This is a genomic window from Bradyrhizobium sp. Ai1a-2, assembly GCF_000426245.1.
Lineage (GTDB): Bacteria > Pseudomonadota > Alphaproteobacteria > Rhizobiales > Xanthobacteraceae > Bradyrhizobium.
The window spans coordinates 13,914-30,790 of sequence record NZ_AUEZ01000050.1; the positions used below are offsets into that span (position 1 = coordinate 13,914).

General features: G+C 61.8%; 14 protein-coding genes. 9 read left to right on the plus strand and 5 right to left on the minus strand.

Annotation, left to right across the window (positions count from 1 at the left end; genetic code table 11):
- Positions 1–40: 40 nt before the first annotated feature.
- The 3 genes from K288_RS0127430 to K288_RS46725 all read right to left on the minus strand — a co-directional run bounded on the left by K288_RS0127430 (position 41) and on the right by K288_RS46725 (position 4,292).
- A complete protein-coding gene (locus K288_RS0127430) occupies positions 41–469 on the minus strand; it encodes a heme-binding protein (protein ID WP_027582441.1) in 429 nt (142 codons plus the stop codon).
- Positions 462–3,437 (minus strand): FAD-binding and (Fe-S)-binding domain-containing protein, encoded by a 2,976-nt coding sequence (locus K288_RS0127435; protein WP_027582442.1) that lies wholly within the window; start codon positions 3,435–3,437, stop codon positions 462–464. Before K288_RS0127435 ends, K288_RS0127430 begins: the two co-directional genes overlap by 8 nt.
- A gap of 105 nt (positions 3,438–3,542) precedes the next feature.
- Positions 3,543–4,292 carry a GntR family transcriptional regulator gene (locus K288_RS46725; protein WP_084799749.1) on the minus strand — a complete coding sequence of 250 codons (750 nt, stop codon included), beginning with the start codon at positions 4,290–4,292 and terminating at the stop codon, positions 3,543–3,545.
- Between the two features lie 121 nt (positions 4,293–4,413).
- Between K288_RS46725 and K288_RS0127445 the strand changes: the two genes are divergently transcribed.
- The 5 genes from K288_RS0127445 to K288_RS0127465 all read left to right on the plus strand — a co-directional run bounded on the left by K288_RS0127445 (position 4,414) and on the right by K288_RS0127465 (position 10,447).
- Positions 4,414–5,616, plus strand: coding sequence for an alanine--glyoxylate aminotransferase family protein (locus K288_RS0127445; RefSeq protein WP_027582443.1), 1,203 nt, complete (start codon positions 4,414–4,416; stop codon positions 5,614–5,616).
- An 86-nt stretch (positions 5,617–5,702) separates the two neighbouring features.
- Positions 5,703–6,986, plus strand: a complete 1,284-nt coding sequence (locus K288_RS0127450) for an MFS transporter (protein ID WP_027582444.1) — start codon at positions 5,703–5,705, stop codon at positions 6,984–6,986.
- A 213-nt stretch (positions 6,987–7,199) separates the two neighbouring features.
- The gene (locus tag K288_RS0127455; protein WP_027582445.1) at positions 7,200–8,402 is read left to right on the plus strand and encodes an aminotransferase class V-fold PLP-dependent enzyme; all 1,203 of its coding nucleotides are present in this window, start codon (positions 7,200–7,202) and stop codon (positions 8,400–8,402) included.
- Between the two features lie 29 nt (positions 8,403–8,431).
- A complete protein-coding gene (locus K288_RS0127460; RefSeq protein WP_027582446.1) occupies positions 8,432–9,229 on the plus strand; it encodes an enoyl-CoA hydratase/isomerase family protein in 798 nt (265 codons plus the stop codon).
- 276 nt (positions 9,230–9,505) lie between these two features.
- On the plus strand, positions 9,506–10,447 hold the full coding sequence (locus K288_RS0127465; RefSeq protein WP_051334756.1) for a tripartite tricarboxylate transporter substrate-binding protein: 942 nt from the start codon (positions 9,506–9,508) through the stop codon (positions 10,445–10,447).
- 30 nt (positions 10,448–10,477) lie between these two features.
- Here K288_RS0127465 and K288_RS0127470 read toward each other — a convergent pair whose 3' ends face one another.
- Entirely contained in the window at positions 10,478–11,119 is a 642-nt protein-coding gene (locus K288_RS0127470; RefSeq protein ID WP_027582448.1) for a class II aldolase/adducin family protein, read from the minus strand.
- A gap of 99 nt (positions 11,120–11,218) precedes the next feature.
- Here K288_RS0127470 and K288_RS0127475 point away from each other — a divergent pair, with 99 nt between their 5' ends.
- From K288_RS0127475 to K288_RS0127490, 4 genes are all read left to right on the plus strand, one after another.
- On the plus strand, positions 11,219–12,094 hold the full coding sequence (locus tag K288_RS0127475; protein ID WP_027582449.1) for an S-methyl-5'-thioadenosine phosphorylase: 876 nt from the start codon (positions 11,219–11,221) through the stop codon (positions 12,092–12,094).
- Positions 12,091–13,191: an S-methyl-5-thioribose-1-phosphate isomerase gene (gene mtnA / locus K288_RS0127480; protein WP_027582450.1), complete on the plus strand. Its 1,101-nt coding sequence runs from the start codon at positions 12,091–12,093 to the stop codon at positions 13,189–13,191. Before K288_RS0127475 ends, mtnA begins: the two co-directional genes overlap by 4 nt.
- A 69-nt stretch (positions 13,192–13,260) precedes the next feature.
- Entirely contained in the window at positions 13,261–13,803 is a 543-nt protein-coding gene (locus K288_RS0127485; protein WP_027582451.1) for a tripartite tricarboxylate transporter TctB family protein, read from the plus strand.
- 22 nt (positions 13,804–13,825) lie between these two features.
- A complete protein-coding gene (locus K288_RS0127490) occupies positions 13,826–15,337 on the plus strand; it encodes a tripartite tricarboxylate transporter permease (RefSeq protein WP_027582452.1) in 1,512 nt (503 codons plus the stop codon).
- Positions 15,338–15,341: 4 nt separating this feature from the next.
- On the opposite strand, the gene K288_RS0127495 is transcribed toward K288_RS0127490, so the two are convergent.
- Positions 15,342–16,535, minus strand: a complete 1,194-nt coding sequence (locus tag K288_RS0127495) for a CoA transferase (RefSeq protein ID WP_027582453.1) — start codon at positions 16,533–16,535, stop codon at positions 15,342–15,344.
- Between the last annotated feature and the right edge of the window lie 342 nt (positions 16,536–16,877).

Sequence of the window (16,877 nt, forward strand, 5' to 3'; positions counted from 1 at the left end):
GATCCAGGAAGGGAGATGTGCCTCATTGCGCCTGTTGCGACTATCCCGGATTTGCCTTGAGTCCGGCAGCTTCAATGCCGGCAATCGCGCAGATCTCGTCATTATCCGAGGTGTCGCCGCTGACGCCAACGGCACCGAGCAGCGTGGTGCCATTCAGAACGAGTACGCCGCCGGGCACCGGTACCAGGCGGCCTTGGGCCAGCGCGTTCACGGCGCCGACGAAATAGGCCTGCTCCTGTGCGCGCTGAAACAATGCCCGTGACCCCATACCGAGCGCCAGCGCGCCATAAGCTTTGCCATGCGCGATCTCGGCGCGCATCAGGCTCGTCCCGTCCTGCGCTGCAGTCAGTTTGACTGCGCCGCGCGCATCGAGAATGGTGATGACAAGCGGCTTGAGATTCTTCTCGACGGCTTTCGCAAGCGCTGAGTCAAGAATCCTTCGGGCAACATCAAGCGTAAGCTCAGTCATGGAGGGTTTCCTTTTCGGGAGAAGAGAGACTTTCGGATTTCGTACTATCCAGACTCATGGCCAGCACGCGCGCGACGTGGAGCGGGGAACGCGCAGTGCCATCCTTGATCTGGTGTCGGCACGAGGTGCCGTCAGCAACGATCAGCGTTGCATCGTCGGCGCGACGAACGGCGGGAAGGAGAGAGAGTTCGGCCATGTCGATCGAGGCTTGGTAGGTGTCGGCGCCGTAGCCGAATGCGCCGGCCATGCCACAACAGCTGGATTCGATGCTTTCGACAGTCAGGTCCGGGACAAGGCGCAGCACTTTCTCGACAGGCTTGAACGCGCCGAATGACTTCTGGTGGCAATGGCCGTGGACCAGGGCTTTGCTGCCAATGGCGCCAAGCGGCAGTCGCAAGCGGCCGGCCTCCGCTTCGCGTACCAAGAATTCCTCGAAGAGCAGCGCATGGGCACTGACGCCTCTCGCAACCTCGTCGGAACGTAAGGAGAGCAATTCGTCCCGCAGCGTCAAGAGGCAGCTCGGTTCGAGACCGACGATCGGCACCCCGCGCGCCGCGAAAGGCGCGTATGTGGAGACCAGCCGATCCAATTCGACGCGAGCCTGATCGACCATGCCGGCCGAGAGAAAGGTGCGCCCACAGCAAAGCGGCCGGGCGCGATCGATGGGCTTCGGAAGATGGACGCGATAGCCGCCCTCCACGAGCACGCGTAGCGCGGCATCGAGGTTCTCGCGCTCATAGATGCGGTTGAAGGTATCGGCGAACAGAACCACTTCGTGGCCCTCTTCGGGACCAAAGACTTCCGCGTCCGTTTTGAAGACATCACGCCGGAATGCCGGCAGCGATCGCTTCGAACTGATGCCGGCGAACTTCTCGAATAGCGTTCGTAACGAGCCGCTGCTGTTGCGCCAATTGGCAAGCGGCGCGAAGCGCGAGGCAAAGTCCGCATAGCGCGGCAAATAGCCAACCAGCCGGTCGCGTAGCGAGAGCCCTCGCTTGGCCGCTCGCGCAGCCAGTACCTCGATCTTCATCTTGGCCATGTCGACCCCGGTCGGGCATTCGTGCCGACAGGCCTTGCAGGAGACGCAGAGTTTCAGCGTCTCCATCATCTCGTCCGACGAAAGCGCGTCGGGTCCCAACTGCCCGGAGATGGCCAGCCGCAACGTGTTGGCGCGTCCACGCGTGACGTCTTTTTCGTTGCGTGTCGCACGATAGGACGGGCACATCACGCCGCCCTCGAGCTTCCGGCAAGCGCCGTTATTGTTGCACATCTCGACTGCGCCCTGAAGACCCCCGCCGGCGCCGGGATAAGCCGACCAGTCGAGCACGGTCTTCAGCTCGTTGACCTTGTACTGTGGCGAGTAACGGAACAGCGAGCGGTCATCCATCCTTGGTGGATCGACGATCTTGCCGGGGTTCAGCACACCGTTCGGATCGAACCGATGTTTGATCTCCCGGAAGTCGGCGACAATACGCGAGCCGAACATTGTCTCGTGAAATTCCGACCGCACCAGGCCATCGCCATGCTCGCCGGAATGCGAGCCCTTGTATTCGCGCACCAGGGCAAACGCTTCTTCGGCGATGGCGCGCATCGCCTTGACATCCTTGTCGAGCTTGAGGTTGAGCACAGGGCGGACATGCAGACAGCCTTCGGAGGCGTGGGCGTACATCGTGCCACTGGTGCCGTGCTTGGCGAACACGGCATTGAGGCGGTCGGTGTAGTCAGCGAGATGCGGCAACGGCACCGCGCAATCCTCGACGAAGGAGACCGGCTTGCCTTCCTGCTTCATCGACATCATGACGTTGAGGCCGGCGGCGCGGAAGTCGGCGATAGCGCCCTGAAGGGCGGGTTCGACGATCTCGACCACGCCGCCCCACTTGCGCGGTGGCTTATCCCAGCCAAAGCCGAGATCGCCCATCAACTCGCTGAGTTGCTTCAGCCGCGCGAGATTTTCTGCCTGGTCCTCCTCGGCAAACTCCACGACCAGGATGGCATCGGGATCACCTCGCACGGCTGCGGCGATGACCGGTTTGAACATCGCGATATCGCGGCCGAGCGCGATCATGGTGCGGTCGACCAGTTCGACTGCGATCGGCCGCAGCCTGACGAGATGCTGGGCCGCATCCATCGCCTCGTAGAAGCTGCCAAAATGGCAGACGCCCAGCACCTTGTTGCGGATCGTCGGCCACAGCTTGAGCTCGACCTTGGTGGTGAAGGCGAGGGTGCCCTCGGAGCCCACCAACAAATGCGCCAAGTTGCTCGGCGCATTGCGCGGCACCAGCGCATCGAGATTGTAGCCGCCAACCCGGCGCTGCACCTTCGGGAATTTGTCGGCGATTTCGGCCGCTTCGCGCTCGCCGAGATCGAGCATGTCGCGAAACAGTACAAGCCCGCTGTCAGGTGAATTCACCCGCGCGAGATCCCGCGGCACTTCGCCGAAATGCAGGAGCGTGCCGTCGGCGAGCGCAGCATCCATCGAGAGCGTATTGTCGCGCATGGTGCCGTAGCGCAGCGAACGTCCCCCGCAGGAATTGTTGCCCGCCATGCCGCCGATGGTAGCGCGTGAGGCGGTGGAGACGTCGACCGGAAACCACAGCCCATGTTTCCTGAGCTGGCGGTTGAGATCGTCGAGCACGATACCCGGCTCGACCACGCAGGTCCGGTTCTCCGCGTCCAGGGAGAGGATCCTGTTCAGGTGCCGGGAGAAATCGATCACAACGCCGTGGTTAACGGTTTGGCCGCATTGCGAGGTGCCGCCCCCACGGGGAGTCACGATTCGGCCGGCGTCGCGCGCGATCGTCAGCGCCCGGAGCGCCTCCTCCATGGTTCGGGGAACCACCACGCCCTCGGGCACGATCTGGTAGAACGAGGCGTCGGTCGCATAGCGCCCCCGGCTGAAGGCGTCGAAAAGGACATCGCCGGTGATATTTGACCGCAGCTGGCGCTCGAGCGGTGACGCGTTCTTCATCCCAGATTCCGTGGTCGAGGAGGGTGGTTCCGCAAACCTCCAACCGATAGATGCAATTTATTTCCCGTTGGCGTCAATTATGAATTCATAATGTGGCAGGGCAAACTAATCGTCGACAGCCTCGCCGGCCAGACCTCCTGGTGCGCTACCGAGGTGCTCGACCGCCGCGGTCCGCTTGTTGCGCAGATGCCGAAACAGGGTGTCGCTCAGTTCGCTGCCGGCCCGGCGGCGCAGCGCGTCCAGGATCGCCTCGTGCTCGCGCATTGCCTCGGCCCAGCGCTGCCGTTTACGTGCGAAGTTGGCAGAGTAGCGTACGCGGCGGATTCGGCCGGCCAAGTTGGCATAGATGCTGCGCAAGGTCTCATTGCGGGAGGCCGCGACGATCCGTTCGTGGATACGTTGGTTCACCTGAAAATAGTTATGCATGTCACGGTGCAGGTAGTAGCCGTACATCTCGTAGTGTAGCCGCTCAATCTCGGCGATTTCCTCATCGGTGATGGTCTCGCACGCGAGTCGCCCGGCGAGGCTTTCCAGGCCGCCCATCACGTCGAACAGCTCTTCCAGATCGCGCTTGCCAAGCTCGCGCACGCGCGCCCCTCGGTTAGGCAGTAGCTCGATCAGCCCCTCAGCGGCCAGGACCTTGAGCGCCTCGCGAAGGGGGGTGCGGGAAACTCCGAATAGCTCGCAGAGCTGCCGTTCGGGTACCCGGCCGCCGTCCGGGATGTTGCCTTCGACCACATAGTCGCGAAGGCGCGACAGGGTCTCCCCGTGAAGCGAAAGTTCGGGACGGTCGGGGGTGCCGTCGTCGGTAATTTCGGCAATAGGAATCCCTAATTCGGGAATCGTCGATTTCATGGGGGTAACGATAGTTTGCAGGATCATTAGCGTCGATGGTCGGAATTGCATGTAGAATACCATTTACATGGAAAAAAATGAATGCAAAATATGCTCATATGACCGGAACGGGAGGTCCATTATGCGACAAGGACGGCATTTTCTGCAGATTCCGGGCCCCAGCCCCGTTCCGGATCGCATTCTCCGGGCAATGGACATGCCCGTCATCGATCACCGAAGCCCCGAATTCGGTCAACTCGGGCGCGCTGTCCTGGAGGGATCCCAGAAAATCTTCCAAACCGCCGGACCGGTGGTGATCTTCCCGTCATCAGGCACAGGCGCCTGGGAGGCCGCGATCGTCAACACGCTGTCGCCGGGGGATCAGGTGTTGATGGTCGAGACCGGCCATTTCGCTACCCTGTGGCGCCAGATGGCCGCGCGCTGGGGGATTGATGTCGACTTCATACCCGGCGACTGGCGCCGCGGCGCCGACCCGGCCGCTATCGAAGACAGGCTCGCGCGTGACACGTCCCATGCGCTGAAGGCCGTGATGGTCGTCCACAACGAAACCTCAACCGGCGCGACCAGCCGGATCGGAGAGATCCGTGCAGCGTTGGACCGCGTCGGTCATCCGGCCTTGCTGATGGTCGACACCATCTCCTCGCTGGGCTCGGTCGACTACCGGCACGACGAATGGAGAGTCGATGTCAGCGTCAGCTGCTCGCAAAAAGGCTTCATGTTGCCACCGGGCCTCGGATTCAACGCGATGTCGGACAAGGCCCGCGCCGCAGCCAAGAACAACAGAATGCCGCGGTCATACTGGGATTGGGAGGAAATGCTGAAGCCGAATGCAAACGGCTTCTTCCCGTATACGCCGGCGACCAACCTGCTCTACGGCTTGCGCGAGGCGATTGCCATGCTGATGGAGGAGGGGCTCGCCAACGTCTTCGCCCGCCATCAGCGGCTCGCGGCCGCGACACGAGCGGCTGTCAATCATTGGGGGCTGGAAGTACTGTGCCAGGAGCCAAAAGACTTTTCTCCGGTGCTCACCGCCGTGGTGATGCCACCAGGCTATGATGCAGATCAATTCCGCAAGGTGGTCCTCGACAACTACAACATGTCACTGGGGTCCGGATTGTCGAAGGTGGCGGGCAAGGTGTTTCGCATCGGGCATCTCGGCGAATGCAATGAGCTGACTTTGCTTGCGGCGCTGACCGGCGTGGAGATGGGCTTATCGGTCGCGGGTATTCCGCACCGGGCCGGCGGCGTCGACGTCGCGATGAAGCTTCTCGAACAGCGCACAGAGGGCAATTCCGCGACACATCTCAAAGTCGTCGGGACCTAGGGCTTTCTCCTTAAGCTAGCGTATCGCCGCGGGCGCGCGGCGATACGAACAAGCCGAACAAGCCATAAAGCTCAGGGAGGTCGAACTTGAAGTTCCGATTCAAGGCGACACATGTCGTGCTCGCGATGCTGTGCGCGATGTATTTTATCACCTATATCGACCGCGTGAACATCGGCACCGCGGCCAGTGAGATTCAGAAGGAGCTGAGGCTTACCAACACACAGTTAGGCCTCGTATTTTCAGCCTTCGCCTATCCCTACCTGCTGTTCCAGATCATCGGGGGCTGGGTCGGCGACCATTTCGGGCCACGCAAGACGCTGTTCTGGTGCGGCATGATCTGGGCTGCTGCAACGATCATGACCGGCTTCGTCACTGGCATCGTTTCGCTGTTCGTCGCGCGTGTTGCGTTGGGGTTCGGCGAAGGCGCGACCTTTCCGACAGCGACGCGCGCGATGCAGTATTGGACGCCATCGGATAAGCGTGGCTTCGCGCAAGGGCTGACGCACGCCTTCGCGCGATTGGGCAATGCGGCGACTCCGCCCTTGATCGCGTTGCTGATAACGTGGGTGACCTGGCGCGGATCCTTTATCGCCTTGGGGTTCGTAAGCCTGGTCTGGGGAATCGCCTGGGCCTGGTATTTCCGAAACGAGCCGCGGGAGCACGCCGGAATGACCGAGGCCGAGCTTGCGTCATTGCCACCCCGTCCGACCGGCCCCCGGCCTCAGGTGCCGTGGTCTCCGCTCCTGCGGCGGATGTGGCCGGTCACGCTGACCTACTTTTGCTACGGCTGGTCCTTGTGGCTTTATCTCAACTGGCTGCCGCTGTTCTTCAAGAACAACTTTGGCCTAAATATCAAGAGCTCGGCGCTGTTCGCTTCAGGCGTCTTCTTCGCCGGCGTCGTCGGTGACAGCATGGGCGGCATTCTGTCCGACCGCATTCTCAAGCGCACCGGCAGCATCCGCTTCGCCCGCCTCAGCGTGATCATCGCAGGGTTTGCCGGAGCGCTTGCCTCGTTGATTCCGATCTTGTTCATCCATGGGATCACGGTCGTGGCCCTGTGCCTGTCCTCTGGCTTTTTCTTCGCGGAGCTTGTGATTGGTCCGATCTGGTCGGTGCCGATGGACATTGCGCCGCAATATTCAGGCACGGCGTCCGGCATCATGAACACGGGCTCTGCCTTCGCCGCCATCGTCTCGCCGCTTGTCGCCGGCTTTGTCATTGATGCGACGGGCAACTGGTATCTGCCGTTCTTGATGTCGATGGGGCTCCTCAACCTCGGCGGTTTTTCGGCGTTCCTGATGCGTCCCGAGCAACCATTTGATGAGGTCGTGGTCGGAGAAGCGGTCGGAAAGGCGGTGGCCGCGGAATGATGATAGGGCTCGCAATGGGCGTTGCGGATCGTGCCAACGACGGGTCGGCGGTCCTTCGCAGATGCCAAAATCGTCTGTCAGCCGTGGGTGGGCGGGGGGCGCTGAGGCCCTGTGCCTTGATTATGCATTGACGGGTCCCGCCCGGTGAGGGACAAGCCTGCCCGAAGAATGCTATTCGAGCGAAGCGCCGAGACTAGACCGGGAAGGACGGCTATGACCCTGCATACTGGACGGCATTTTCTGCAGATTCCGGGACCGACGAATGTGCCGGACCGCGTGCTGCGCGCTATGGACATGCCGGCCTGGGACCATCGCGGCCCTGAATTCGCCGAGCTCGGTTTTGCGGTCCTGTCCGGCATGCAGCGCCTGTTCCGCACCAAGCAGCCGGTGATCATCTTTCCCTCGTCTGGCACTGGCGCCTGGGAAGCCGCGATCGTCAACACCCTATCGCCGGGCGACAAGGTCCTGATGGCCGAGACCGGGCAGTTCGCGGTGCTCTGGCATGGCATCGCCAGCAAGTTCAAGCTCGACGTCGATTTCATTCCGGGCGATTGGCGTCATGGCGCGGACATCGGGGAGATCGAGGCGCGGCTTGCGGCCGATCGTGCGCACAAGATCAAGGCGGTCATGGTTGTGCATAACGAGACCTCGACCGGTTGCGTCACGCCGCCACTCGAGGTTCGCAGGGCAATCGACCGGGTCAAGCATCCCGCGCTCCTGATGGTCGACACCATCTCCGGCCTCGCTTCCATGGAATATGAGCATGACGTTTGGGGTATCGACGTTTCCGTCGCGGGCTCGCAGAAGGGCATGATGCTGCCGCCGGGCCTCGGCTTCAACGCCGTGTCGGAAAAGGCGCTCGCGGTGGCAAAGGCCAATTCATCGTCGATGCGCTCCTACTGGGACTGGCAGGAGGTGATTGCCATCAACAAGGTCGGCACTTGGCCTTATACGCCGGCGATCAACCTCCTGTTCGGGCTCCGGGAAGCCGTCAAGATGCTCGAGGAAGAAGGCCTCGAAAACGTCTTCGCCCGCCACAAGCGCCACAGCGCTGCGACCCGCGCGGCGATGAAGGTGTGGGGGCTGGAGACCCAGTGCCAGGATCCCCAGGCGCATTCACCGGCCCTGACCGGCGTGGTGATGCCGGAAGGTCATGACGCCGACAATTTCCGCAAGATGGTGCTGGAAAACTTCGACATGTCGCTCGGTACCGGCCTGAACAAGATCAAGGGCAAGGTTTTCCGGATCGGCCATATTGGGCATTTCAACGACCTGATGCTGATGGGGACGCTGTCGGGCGTCGAGATGGGGCTGGATCTGGCCGAGGTGCCACATCGGAGCGGCGGCGTTTTGGCGGCGATGGAGGTGCTCAAGGGGCGCGATGTCTTGCCGATGCCGAAGGCCGCCGTCGCCTGAGCTGGTTCAATAACAACGAAGAGGTCGCCATGAACGCCCCGGTCACTCCCAGCGAAGACCTGATCTATTCCGTCGAGGACGGGATCGCCAAGATCACGTTCAACCGGCCGCAGGCGCGTAACGCCCTGACCTTCGCGATGTACGAGCAGATGGCCTCGATCTGCGAGAGCATCAATGCGGACCGCTCGATCAAGGCGCTGATCCTGACCGGCGCCGGTGATAAGGCCTTTGCCTCCGGTACCGACATCTCGCAATTCCGCGCCTTCAAGACCGCGCAGGACGCGCTTGACTATGAAGCGCAGATCGATCGTGTGCTCGGCGCTCTCGAGCAGTGCCGGGTGCCCGTCATCGCGGCGATCGCCGGTGCCTGCACGGGCGGCGGCGCCGGGATTGCCGCCTGCTGCGACATCCGGATCGGTACCGAAGCGACGCGGATCGGATTTCCTATCGCGCGTACGCTCGGCAATTGCCTGTCGATGTCGAATATCTCGCGCATCGTCGCGCTGATCGGTCCGGCGCGCACCAAGGATATGATTTTCAAGGCCCGCCTGGTCGAGGCACCGGAAGCGCTGGCGCTCGGCTTGCTCAATGAAGTCGTGCCCGACGTCGCGACCTTGCAGCGCCGCGCTGACGAGACCGCGAAGCTCATTGCGAGCCACGCGCCGATCACGCTTGAGGTAACCAAGGAGGCCGTGCGCCGTATCCGCCGCACGCTGTCGCGCGATGAGGGCGAGGATCTGATCTTGCGCGCCTATATGAGCGAGGATTTTCGGGAGGGCATGGACGCGTTCCTGAACAAGCGTACGCCCAACTGGAAGGGCAAGTAGGTAACATCGTCGTTTCTGCGGTCGACGCTGGGCGGCCGCTGCAGCGAGCCGGCGCAGTGCTCGGCGGGCGCGTGGACAGGACCGATTCCGCACGCCGGCTCTTACAATCTCATCCCAAAGTCAGTAGCAATAGGGGCGTTCGCGGCTTGAACTTCGCGTTCCCAGTCCGCAGAATGGCAATGCAGGCACGCCCCTGATGTGCCAATCCAAATAAAGACATAGGGAAGAGACGTGAGACATTTTGCAGGAGCCGCGACCGCATTGGCGGCCGTTCTTATGACTGCGCCGGCACTTGCTGCCTGGGAGCCGACCAAACCGGTCGAGATTGTTGTCGCTGCCGGAGCCGGCGGCGCCTCCGACCAGATGGCGCGCATGATGCAGGCAGCGATCCAGAAGAACAATCTGATGAAGCAGCCGATGGTGGTTTCGCTCAAGGGCGGCGCATCGGGTGCCGAAGCGCTGATGTACATGAAATCGAGCGAGGGTGATCCAAACAAGGTGCTGATCGCCTATTCCCTGATCTACATGCTGCCGCTGTCGGCGAAAATTCCGTTCAACTGGCGTGATCTCACTCCGGTATCGGTGGTCGCAATGGATCAGTTCGTATTGTGGGATAACGCATCGGGTCCAAAGACGGTGAAGGAGTTCATTGCGGCGGCGAAGGCCGCATCTTCACCGTTCAAGATGGGCGGCACCGGTTCCAAGCGTGAGGACCATGTACTCACCGTGTTCATGGAGCAGAAGACCGGCGCGAAATTCTCCTATCTGCCCTACAAGTCCGGCGGAGAGGCGGCGACGCAATTGGTCGGGAATCACACCGAGGCCAACGTCAACAATCCTTCTGAGAATCTGGAAGTCTGGCGCGCTGGTCAGGTGCGCGCGCTTTGCGTGTTCGATAAGGAGCGCATCTCCTACAAGACCAAGGTCACCGAAACGCAATCCTGGAACGACATCCCGACCTGCAAGGAAGAGGGGCTCGACGTCCAATACCTGATGCTGCGGGCGATGTTCCTGCCCGGCAAGGTCACGGCCGAGCAGCAGGCGTTCTATGTCGACCTGTTCCAAAAAGTGACGCAAACGCCGGAATATAAGGACTATATGGAAAAGCAGGCGCTGAAGCCGATCTTCCTCACCGGTAAGGACATGGTGCAGTTCCTCGAGGAAGACGACAAGCTCAACGCTTCGCTGATGAACGAAGCGGGTTTCGTCGCGAAGTAGCGCGTTCCGGCACCGACCGGATTGCCCGCCTCATTTATCCGCATGGCCGTAGCCGGCCATGCGGATACGGACATTTTCGATCTCTTCGGCGGGCAGCAGACGCGGCTTTCCGATCTGCAGGCAGCCATGGTACTGCCGGGCCAGCGTTTCGACCTCGACCGCGAGCCACATGGCCTTCGCAAGCGAGGGCCCGACGGCGATCATGCCGTGATGTTCAAGGAGGCAGGCCAGCCTTCCATCGAGGGCCTTGACGGCATGCGCCGAAAGTTCCTGCGTGCCGAACGTCGCGTATGGCGCGCAGCGGATCGTGTCGCCGCCGGCGCAGGCGACCATGTAATGGATCGGCGGGATCTCCAGACCCATGATGGCGAGGATCGTGCAATAGGCCGGGTGGGCGTGAACAACGGCGTTCACGTCCGGTCGCGCGCGAAGGATGTCCCGGTGGAAGCGCCACTCGCTGGATGGCCGCTGCGCCGGGTCGAATGAACCGTCGAAGCCCATATAGACGATGTGCTCGGGTTGCATTGTCTCATAGGGGACGCTGGTCGGCGTGATCAGGAGGCCGGCCTCATGTCGCAGGCTGATGTTGCCCGATGTGCCCTGGTTGATGCCGAGCGCATTCATGCGCAAGCAGGCATCAATGATGGATTGGCGTTTTTCCCTGTCGTTCATGGTTAACCTATCAAACGCCGTTTACAGTCTCGGAGAATGCTTGATTATTGCGTCGCAGTATAGTCGAACATTGCTTCGAAAGTCTGATCGGGAGAGGCCATGACCGGCGCTGTGCTAGGCATTATCGGCGGATCCGGCATCTACGACTTGCCGGGTCTTGAAAACGTCCGCGAGGAGACGATCAGGAGTCCCTGGGGCGAGCCCTCCGCGCCGCTTCGCCTTGGCACCATGGCGGGCCTGCCGATCGTGTTCCTGCCGCGGCACGACAAGGGGCACCGTCTGTCCCCGTCCGACATCAACTACCGGGCCAATATCGATGTCCTGAAGCGGGCAGGGGTCACCGACCTCGTATCGCTGTCGGCCTGCGGCTCCTTCAAGGAGGAACTGCCGCCCGGCACTTTCGTGATCATCGATCAATTCGTGGACCGCACCTATAAGCGCGAAAGCTCGTTCTTCGGCAAGGGTTGCGTCGCTCATGTCTCGATGGCGCATCCGGTGTCGCCGCGCTTGCGCATTCATCTGGCAGCCGCCGCAGAGGCCGAAGGCATTCCGTTCGCGCGCGGCGGCACCTATCTGTGCATGGAAGGGCCACAATTCTCCAGCCTTGCCGAAAGTCTGACGTATAAGGAACTCGGCTACTCGGTGATCGGCATGACCAACATGCCTGAGGCGAAACTCGCTCGCGAAGCGGAGATTTGCTACGCCAGCGTCGCGATGGTGACCGACTTCGATTGCTGGCATCCGGATCACGACGCGGTGACCGTGCAAGACATCATTCGTGTGCTCAATTCGAATGCCGAGAAGGCCAAGGCGCTGGTGGCGCGCCTGGCAAAGGATTTTCCGCGCGAGCACGAGCCGTGCCCGATCGGCTCCGACCGTGCGCTTGACACCGCGCTGATCACGGCCCCCGAGGCGCGCGATCCGGAACTGCTCAAGAAGCTCGATGCGGTGGCGGGACGGGTCCTACGCTCATGAAAGTCGACGGCCGACATTTTCGCACCATCTGGCTTGAGCCTGACGGCTGGTCTGTCGGTGCCATCGATCAGCGACGACTGCCTCACGAGTTTATCATCGCGCGCTTGGTCAGCGCCGAGGAGGCTGCGGATGCGATCCGAACCATGCTGGTCCGTGGTGCGCCCCTTATCGGTGCTACCGCCGCTTACGGCATGGCGCTGGCCATGCACGCTGATCCGTCTGACGTAGCGCTCGATCGCGCATACGAGCTGCTGTTCGCGACGCGGCCAACGGCCATCAACTTGAAATGGGCGCTCGACGAGATGACGGCTGTGCTTCGTCCGCTGGCGCCTTCCGTGCGCGGCGAGGCAGCGTACAAGCGCGCCAGGGAAATCGCCGATGATGACGTCGGGATCAACCAGGCGATCGGCGGCCACGGCCTTGAAGTGATCGAAGCGATCGCGGCCGGCAAGAAAGCCGGCGACACCATCAACATTTTGACGCACTGCAACGCGGGCTGGCTGGCCACCGTCGATTGGGGAACGGCTACGGCGCCAATCTACCGTGCCCACGATCGCGGGCTTGCGGTTCATGTCTGGGTCGACGAGACGCGTCCGCGCAATCAGGGCGCCTCGCTCACCGCCTGGGAACTGGGCCACCATGGCGTCCCACACACTGTAATCCCTGACAATACCGGCGGCCATCTGATGCAGCACGGCATGGTCGATCTGGCGATCGTTGGAACCGACCGGGTCGCAGCCAATGGCGATGTCTGCAACAAGATTGGGACCTACCTGAAGGCGCTCGCGGCGCGCGATAACGGCGTGCCATTCTATGTTGCACTGCCGTCACCGACCATCGACTTTAGTATCAATGATGGGCGGGAAATTCCGATCGAGCAGCGTGCAGCAAGCGAAGTGACGCATATGAGCGGGCGCACGGCTGATGGGCGAATTGAGAACGTGCGTGTGGTGCCGGAAGGCTCACCGATCGCCAATTACGGCTTTGACGTCACGCCGGCACGGCTGGTGACTGGCTTGATTACCGAACGCGGCGTGCTCCGGCCTGATCATGCTGCACTTGCGAGCGCGTTCCCGAGGCGGACTGGCACGCGTTGAACGCTGCATTGACGCCCGTTGCTTCAGCACGTATCCACGCTGGAGCGCCTGCCCGAACCGTCCGCCTCCATGTCCAATACAGATATCGAAATCGTCGTCGACGATCCGACTGCACCCGAAGCCAATTCGCCTGCGGTCACCAGCAATCGCGTCGTGGACACCGTCGTGTCGCTGGCGTTGCTCGCGCTTGCCATCACGCTTGGATGGGATAATTGGCGCACCGGCGCGGCCTGGGATGCGACCGGCCCTGAGCCGGGCTACTTCCCGTTCTATCTCTCGATCATTCTTGGCGGCGCCAGCCTCTACGGTCTGTTTGCGGCGATCTTCTCGCGCAAGGAAGCTTCCGAGACCTTCGTGACGCAAGCACAGCTTCGCCGGGTCATGGCGGTGTTCGTGCCTACGGTTTTGTTCTGTCTCGCTACGCAATTCCTTGGACTCTATGTTGCGAGCTTCCTCTTGATCTCCGGCTTCATGCGCTTTGTCGGCAAGATCGCGGCGTGGAAATCTCTGCTTACAGCTTTCATCTTCACCGCCGCGATGTTCGTGACGTTTGACATCGCCTTCGACGTCATCATGCCGAAGGGGCCGCTCGAAGCGGCTCTTGGCTACTAATCGATCGGCGGGACCTTCAGTCATGGAAGCTTTTGGCCTGCTCCTTCACGGCTTTGCCGTTCTCCTCACTTGGAAAACGCTGCTGTTGATGATGGTCGGGCTCGTGCTCGGCATTTTCGTCGGCGTATTGCCGGGGCTTGGCGGCCCGAATGGCGTGGCGATCCTCTTGCCGCTGACGTTCACGATGGACCCGACATCCGCCATCGTGATGCTATCCTGCATCTACTGGGGCGCACTGTTCGGCGGCGCCATTACCTCGATCTTGTTCAACATTCCGGGCGAAGCCTGGTCTGTGGCGACCACGTTCGATGGCTATCCGATGGCGCAGCAGGGCAGGGCGGCGGAAGCGCTGACGGCGGCCTTCACCTCGTCCTTCATAGGCTCGCTGGTCGCGGTGCTCCTGATCACATTCCTGGCGCCGATGATCTCGTCATTCGCGCTGAAGTTCGGGCCGCCGGAATTTTTTGCAGTCTACCTGCTGACCTTCTGCTCCTTCGTCGGCCTTGGCCGTGAGGCGAAGCACAAAACCGTCATCTCGATGTCGCTTGGTCTTCTGCTCGCCGGCGTCGGTATGGATACCGTGTCCGGCCAGCTCCGCATGACCTTCGGCTCTACCGAGTTGCTGCGCGGCATCAACTTCTTGGTTGCGGTCATCGGCCTCTTCGGCATCAGCGAAATCCTGCTGACGATGGAAGAGCGGCTGGCGCTGCGTGGTCACGCCGCCGGCATCAGCCTGCGCGTGGTGCTGTCGGTCTGGAGAGACCTGCCGAAATACTGGGTGACGCTGGTGCGTTCCTCCTTCATCGGCTGCTGGCTCGGAATCACGCCGGGCGGTGCGATTGCCGCATCATTCATGGGCTACAACCTCGCCAAACGCTTCGCCAAGGACCAGGACAGCTTTGGCAAAGGGCGCATCGAGGGCGTATTCGCGCCCGAGACTGCGGCGCATGCGTCCGGCACCTCGGCGTTGCTGCCGATGCTCGCACTCGGAATTCCCGGTTCGGGAACTGCCGCGATCCTGCTCGGCGGCTTGATGGTGTGGGGCCTCAATCCGGGACCGCTCTTGTTCGTCGAGCACAAGGATTTCGTCTGGGGCCTGATTGCCTCGATGTATCTCGGCAACGTCGTCGGCCTGGTCCTGGTGCTGACGACGGTACCGATCTTCGCCTCGATCCTGCGCGTGCCGTTTGCGGCAGTTGCGCCGATGATCGTCGTGTCCTGTGCGATCGGCGCTTACGCGATCCAGAATGCGATGTTCGATATCTGGCTGATGCTGGGCTTTGGCGTGGTCGGTTACGTGTTCAAGAAGATCGGCATTCCCCTGGCGCCGTTCACGCTCGCGCTCGTGCTCGGCAACCGTGCGGAGGATGCGTTCCGGCTATCGATGATAGGCTCCGGCGGCGACATGAAGGTGTTCTGGTCGAACGGGCTCGTCGGCTCGATCACGACGCTCGCAATCATCCTGTTGTTCTGGCCCTTGATCGACAAGGCGCTTAGTGGCGCCACCCGCCGGCTGCGGCCGGCGAAGGCTTAAGGCCTTATACAACTTTGCGCTGCCTGAGCTCGGTGATCTCATCCTTGCTGAAGCCGAATTCGGTCAGCACTTCGTCGGTCTGCTCGCCGAATTCCGGCGGGCGCGCCGCCATGGTGCTTGGCGTCCGTGACAGGGTCACTGGCTGGCCCACCAGTCGAATGTGGCGGTTCTCTGCGTTCGGCACGTCCTGGGCCATGCCGAGATGTTTCACTTGCGCATCCTCGAACATCTGGTCGATGGAATAGATCGGGCCACAGGGCACGCCGGCCGCGTTCATCTCGTTCACCCAGGTCTCGGTGGATTTCTTCTGCGTCAGCTCGTTGATCTTCGCATTGAGTGCGTCGCGGTTCTTGGAACGTGCCGGAGCCGTGGCATAGTCGGGATCGCTGATGAGTTCGGGCGCCCCGATTGCCTGCGCGCAGCGCTCCCAGATGCGCCCGCCTGTGGTGGCGATGTTGATATAGCCATCTGACGTCTTGAACACGCCGGTGGGGATCGATGTCGGGTGATTGTTCCCCGCCTGCTGCGCCACTTCCTTTTCCATCAGCCAGCGCGCGGCCTGGAAATCCAGCATGAAGATCTGGGCCTGCAAGAGCGAGGTCTGCACCCATTGGCCCTCACCCGATACGTCCCGTTCCAAGAGCGCGGTGAGGATACCCATCGCGCAGAGCAGGCCGGCGGTAAGGTCAGCAACGGGAATGCCGACGCGCATTGGGCCGCCGCCGGGCGCGCCGGTCACCGACATGAGTCCGCCCATGCCTTGCGCGATCTGATCGAAACCGGGACGTTTATGGTACGGCCCGTCCTGGCCGAAGCCGGAGATGCTGCCATAGACAACGCGCGGATTGATCCGGCGGAGACTCGCGTAGTCGATGCCGAGCTTGGCTTTGACATCAGGACGGAAATTCTCGACCACCACGTCAGCCTGTTCGGCCAGCCGCTTGAATACTTCAAGACCTTTCGGATCCTTGAGGTTGAGCGTCATCGCGCGCTTGTTGCGGTGCAGGTTCTGGAAGTCCGAACCATGCCGTGGGCCGCCCGGTTGCTCGCCGCCGGCATCCTCCGTCAGCGCATCGATCTTGACGACATTGGCGCCCCAGTCCGCGAGCTGGCGCACACAGGTGGGGCCGGAGCGGACGCGGGTGAGGTCGAGAACGGTGAATCGGGACAAGGCTTGCGATGCATGCGGGACGGGCATTATGGGAGCTCCGGATCGAACGGCGCCGTTACAATAGCGCCAGACAACCTCCCGACAAGGTCTGCGCCCTGTCGGCAATGGCATGGCGGACTTGATGTTTTGAGTGGCTTGGAGGGGATCATGCAGGAAGGCCGCCGGGATCCGTTTCAGGGACATCCGCAAGAGTGGCCGCTCTTTCCACATTCGGGTCCCAGGAACCCCATCAGGGCAGCTTGCGGCATGTTTCTGGCACGAGGGCCAAGTATCGACATCCTACTGGGTTGCTGCTAGCCCCCTCTGTACGCCAAAGGGGTCCCTGGACTTGATCGAAGAGCCAAGCGCGCGCGGCAGTGAGAATGTCCC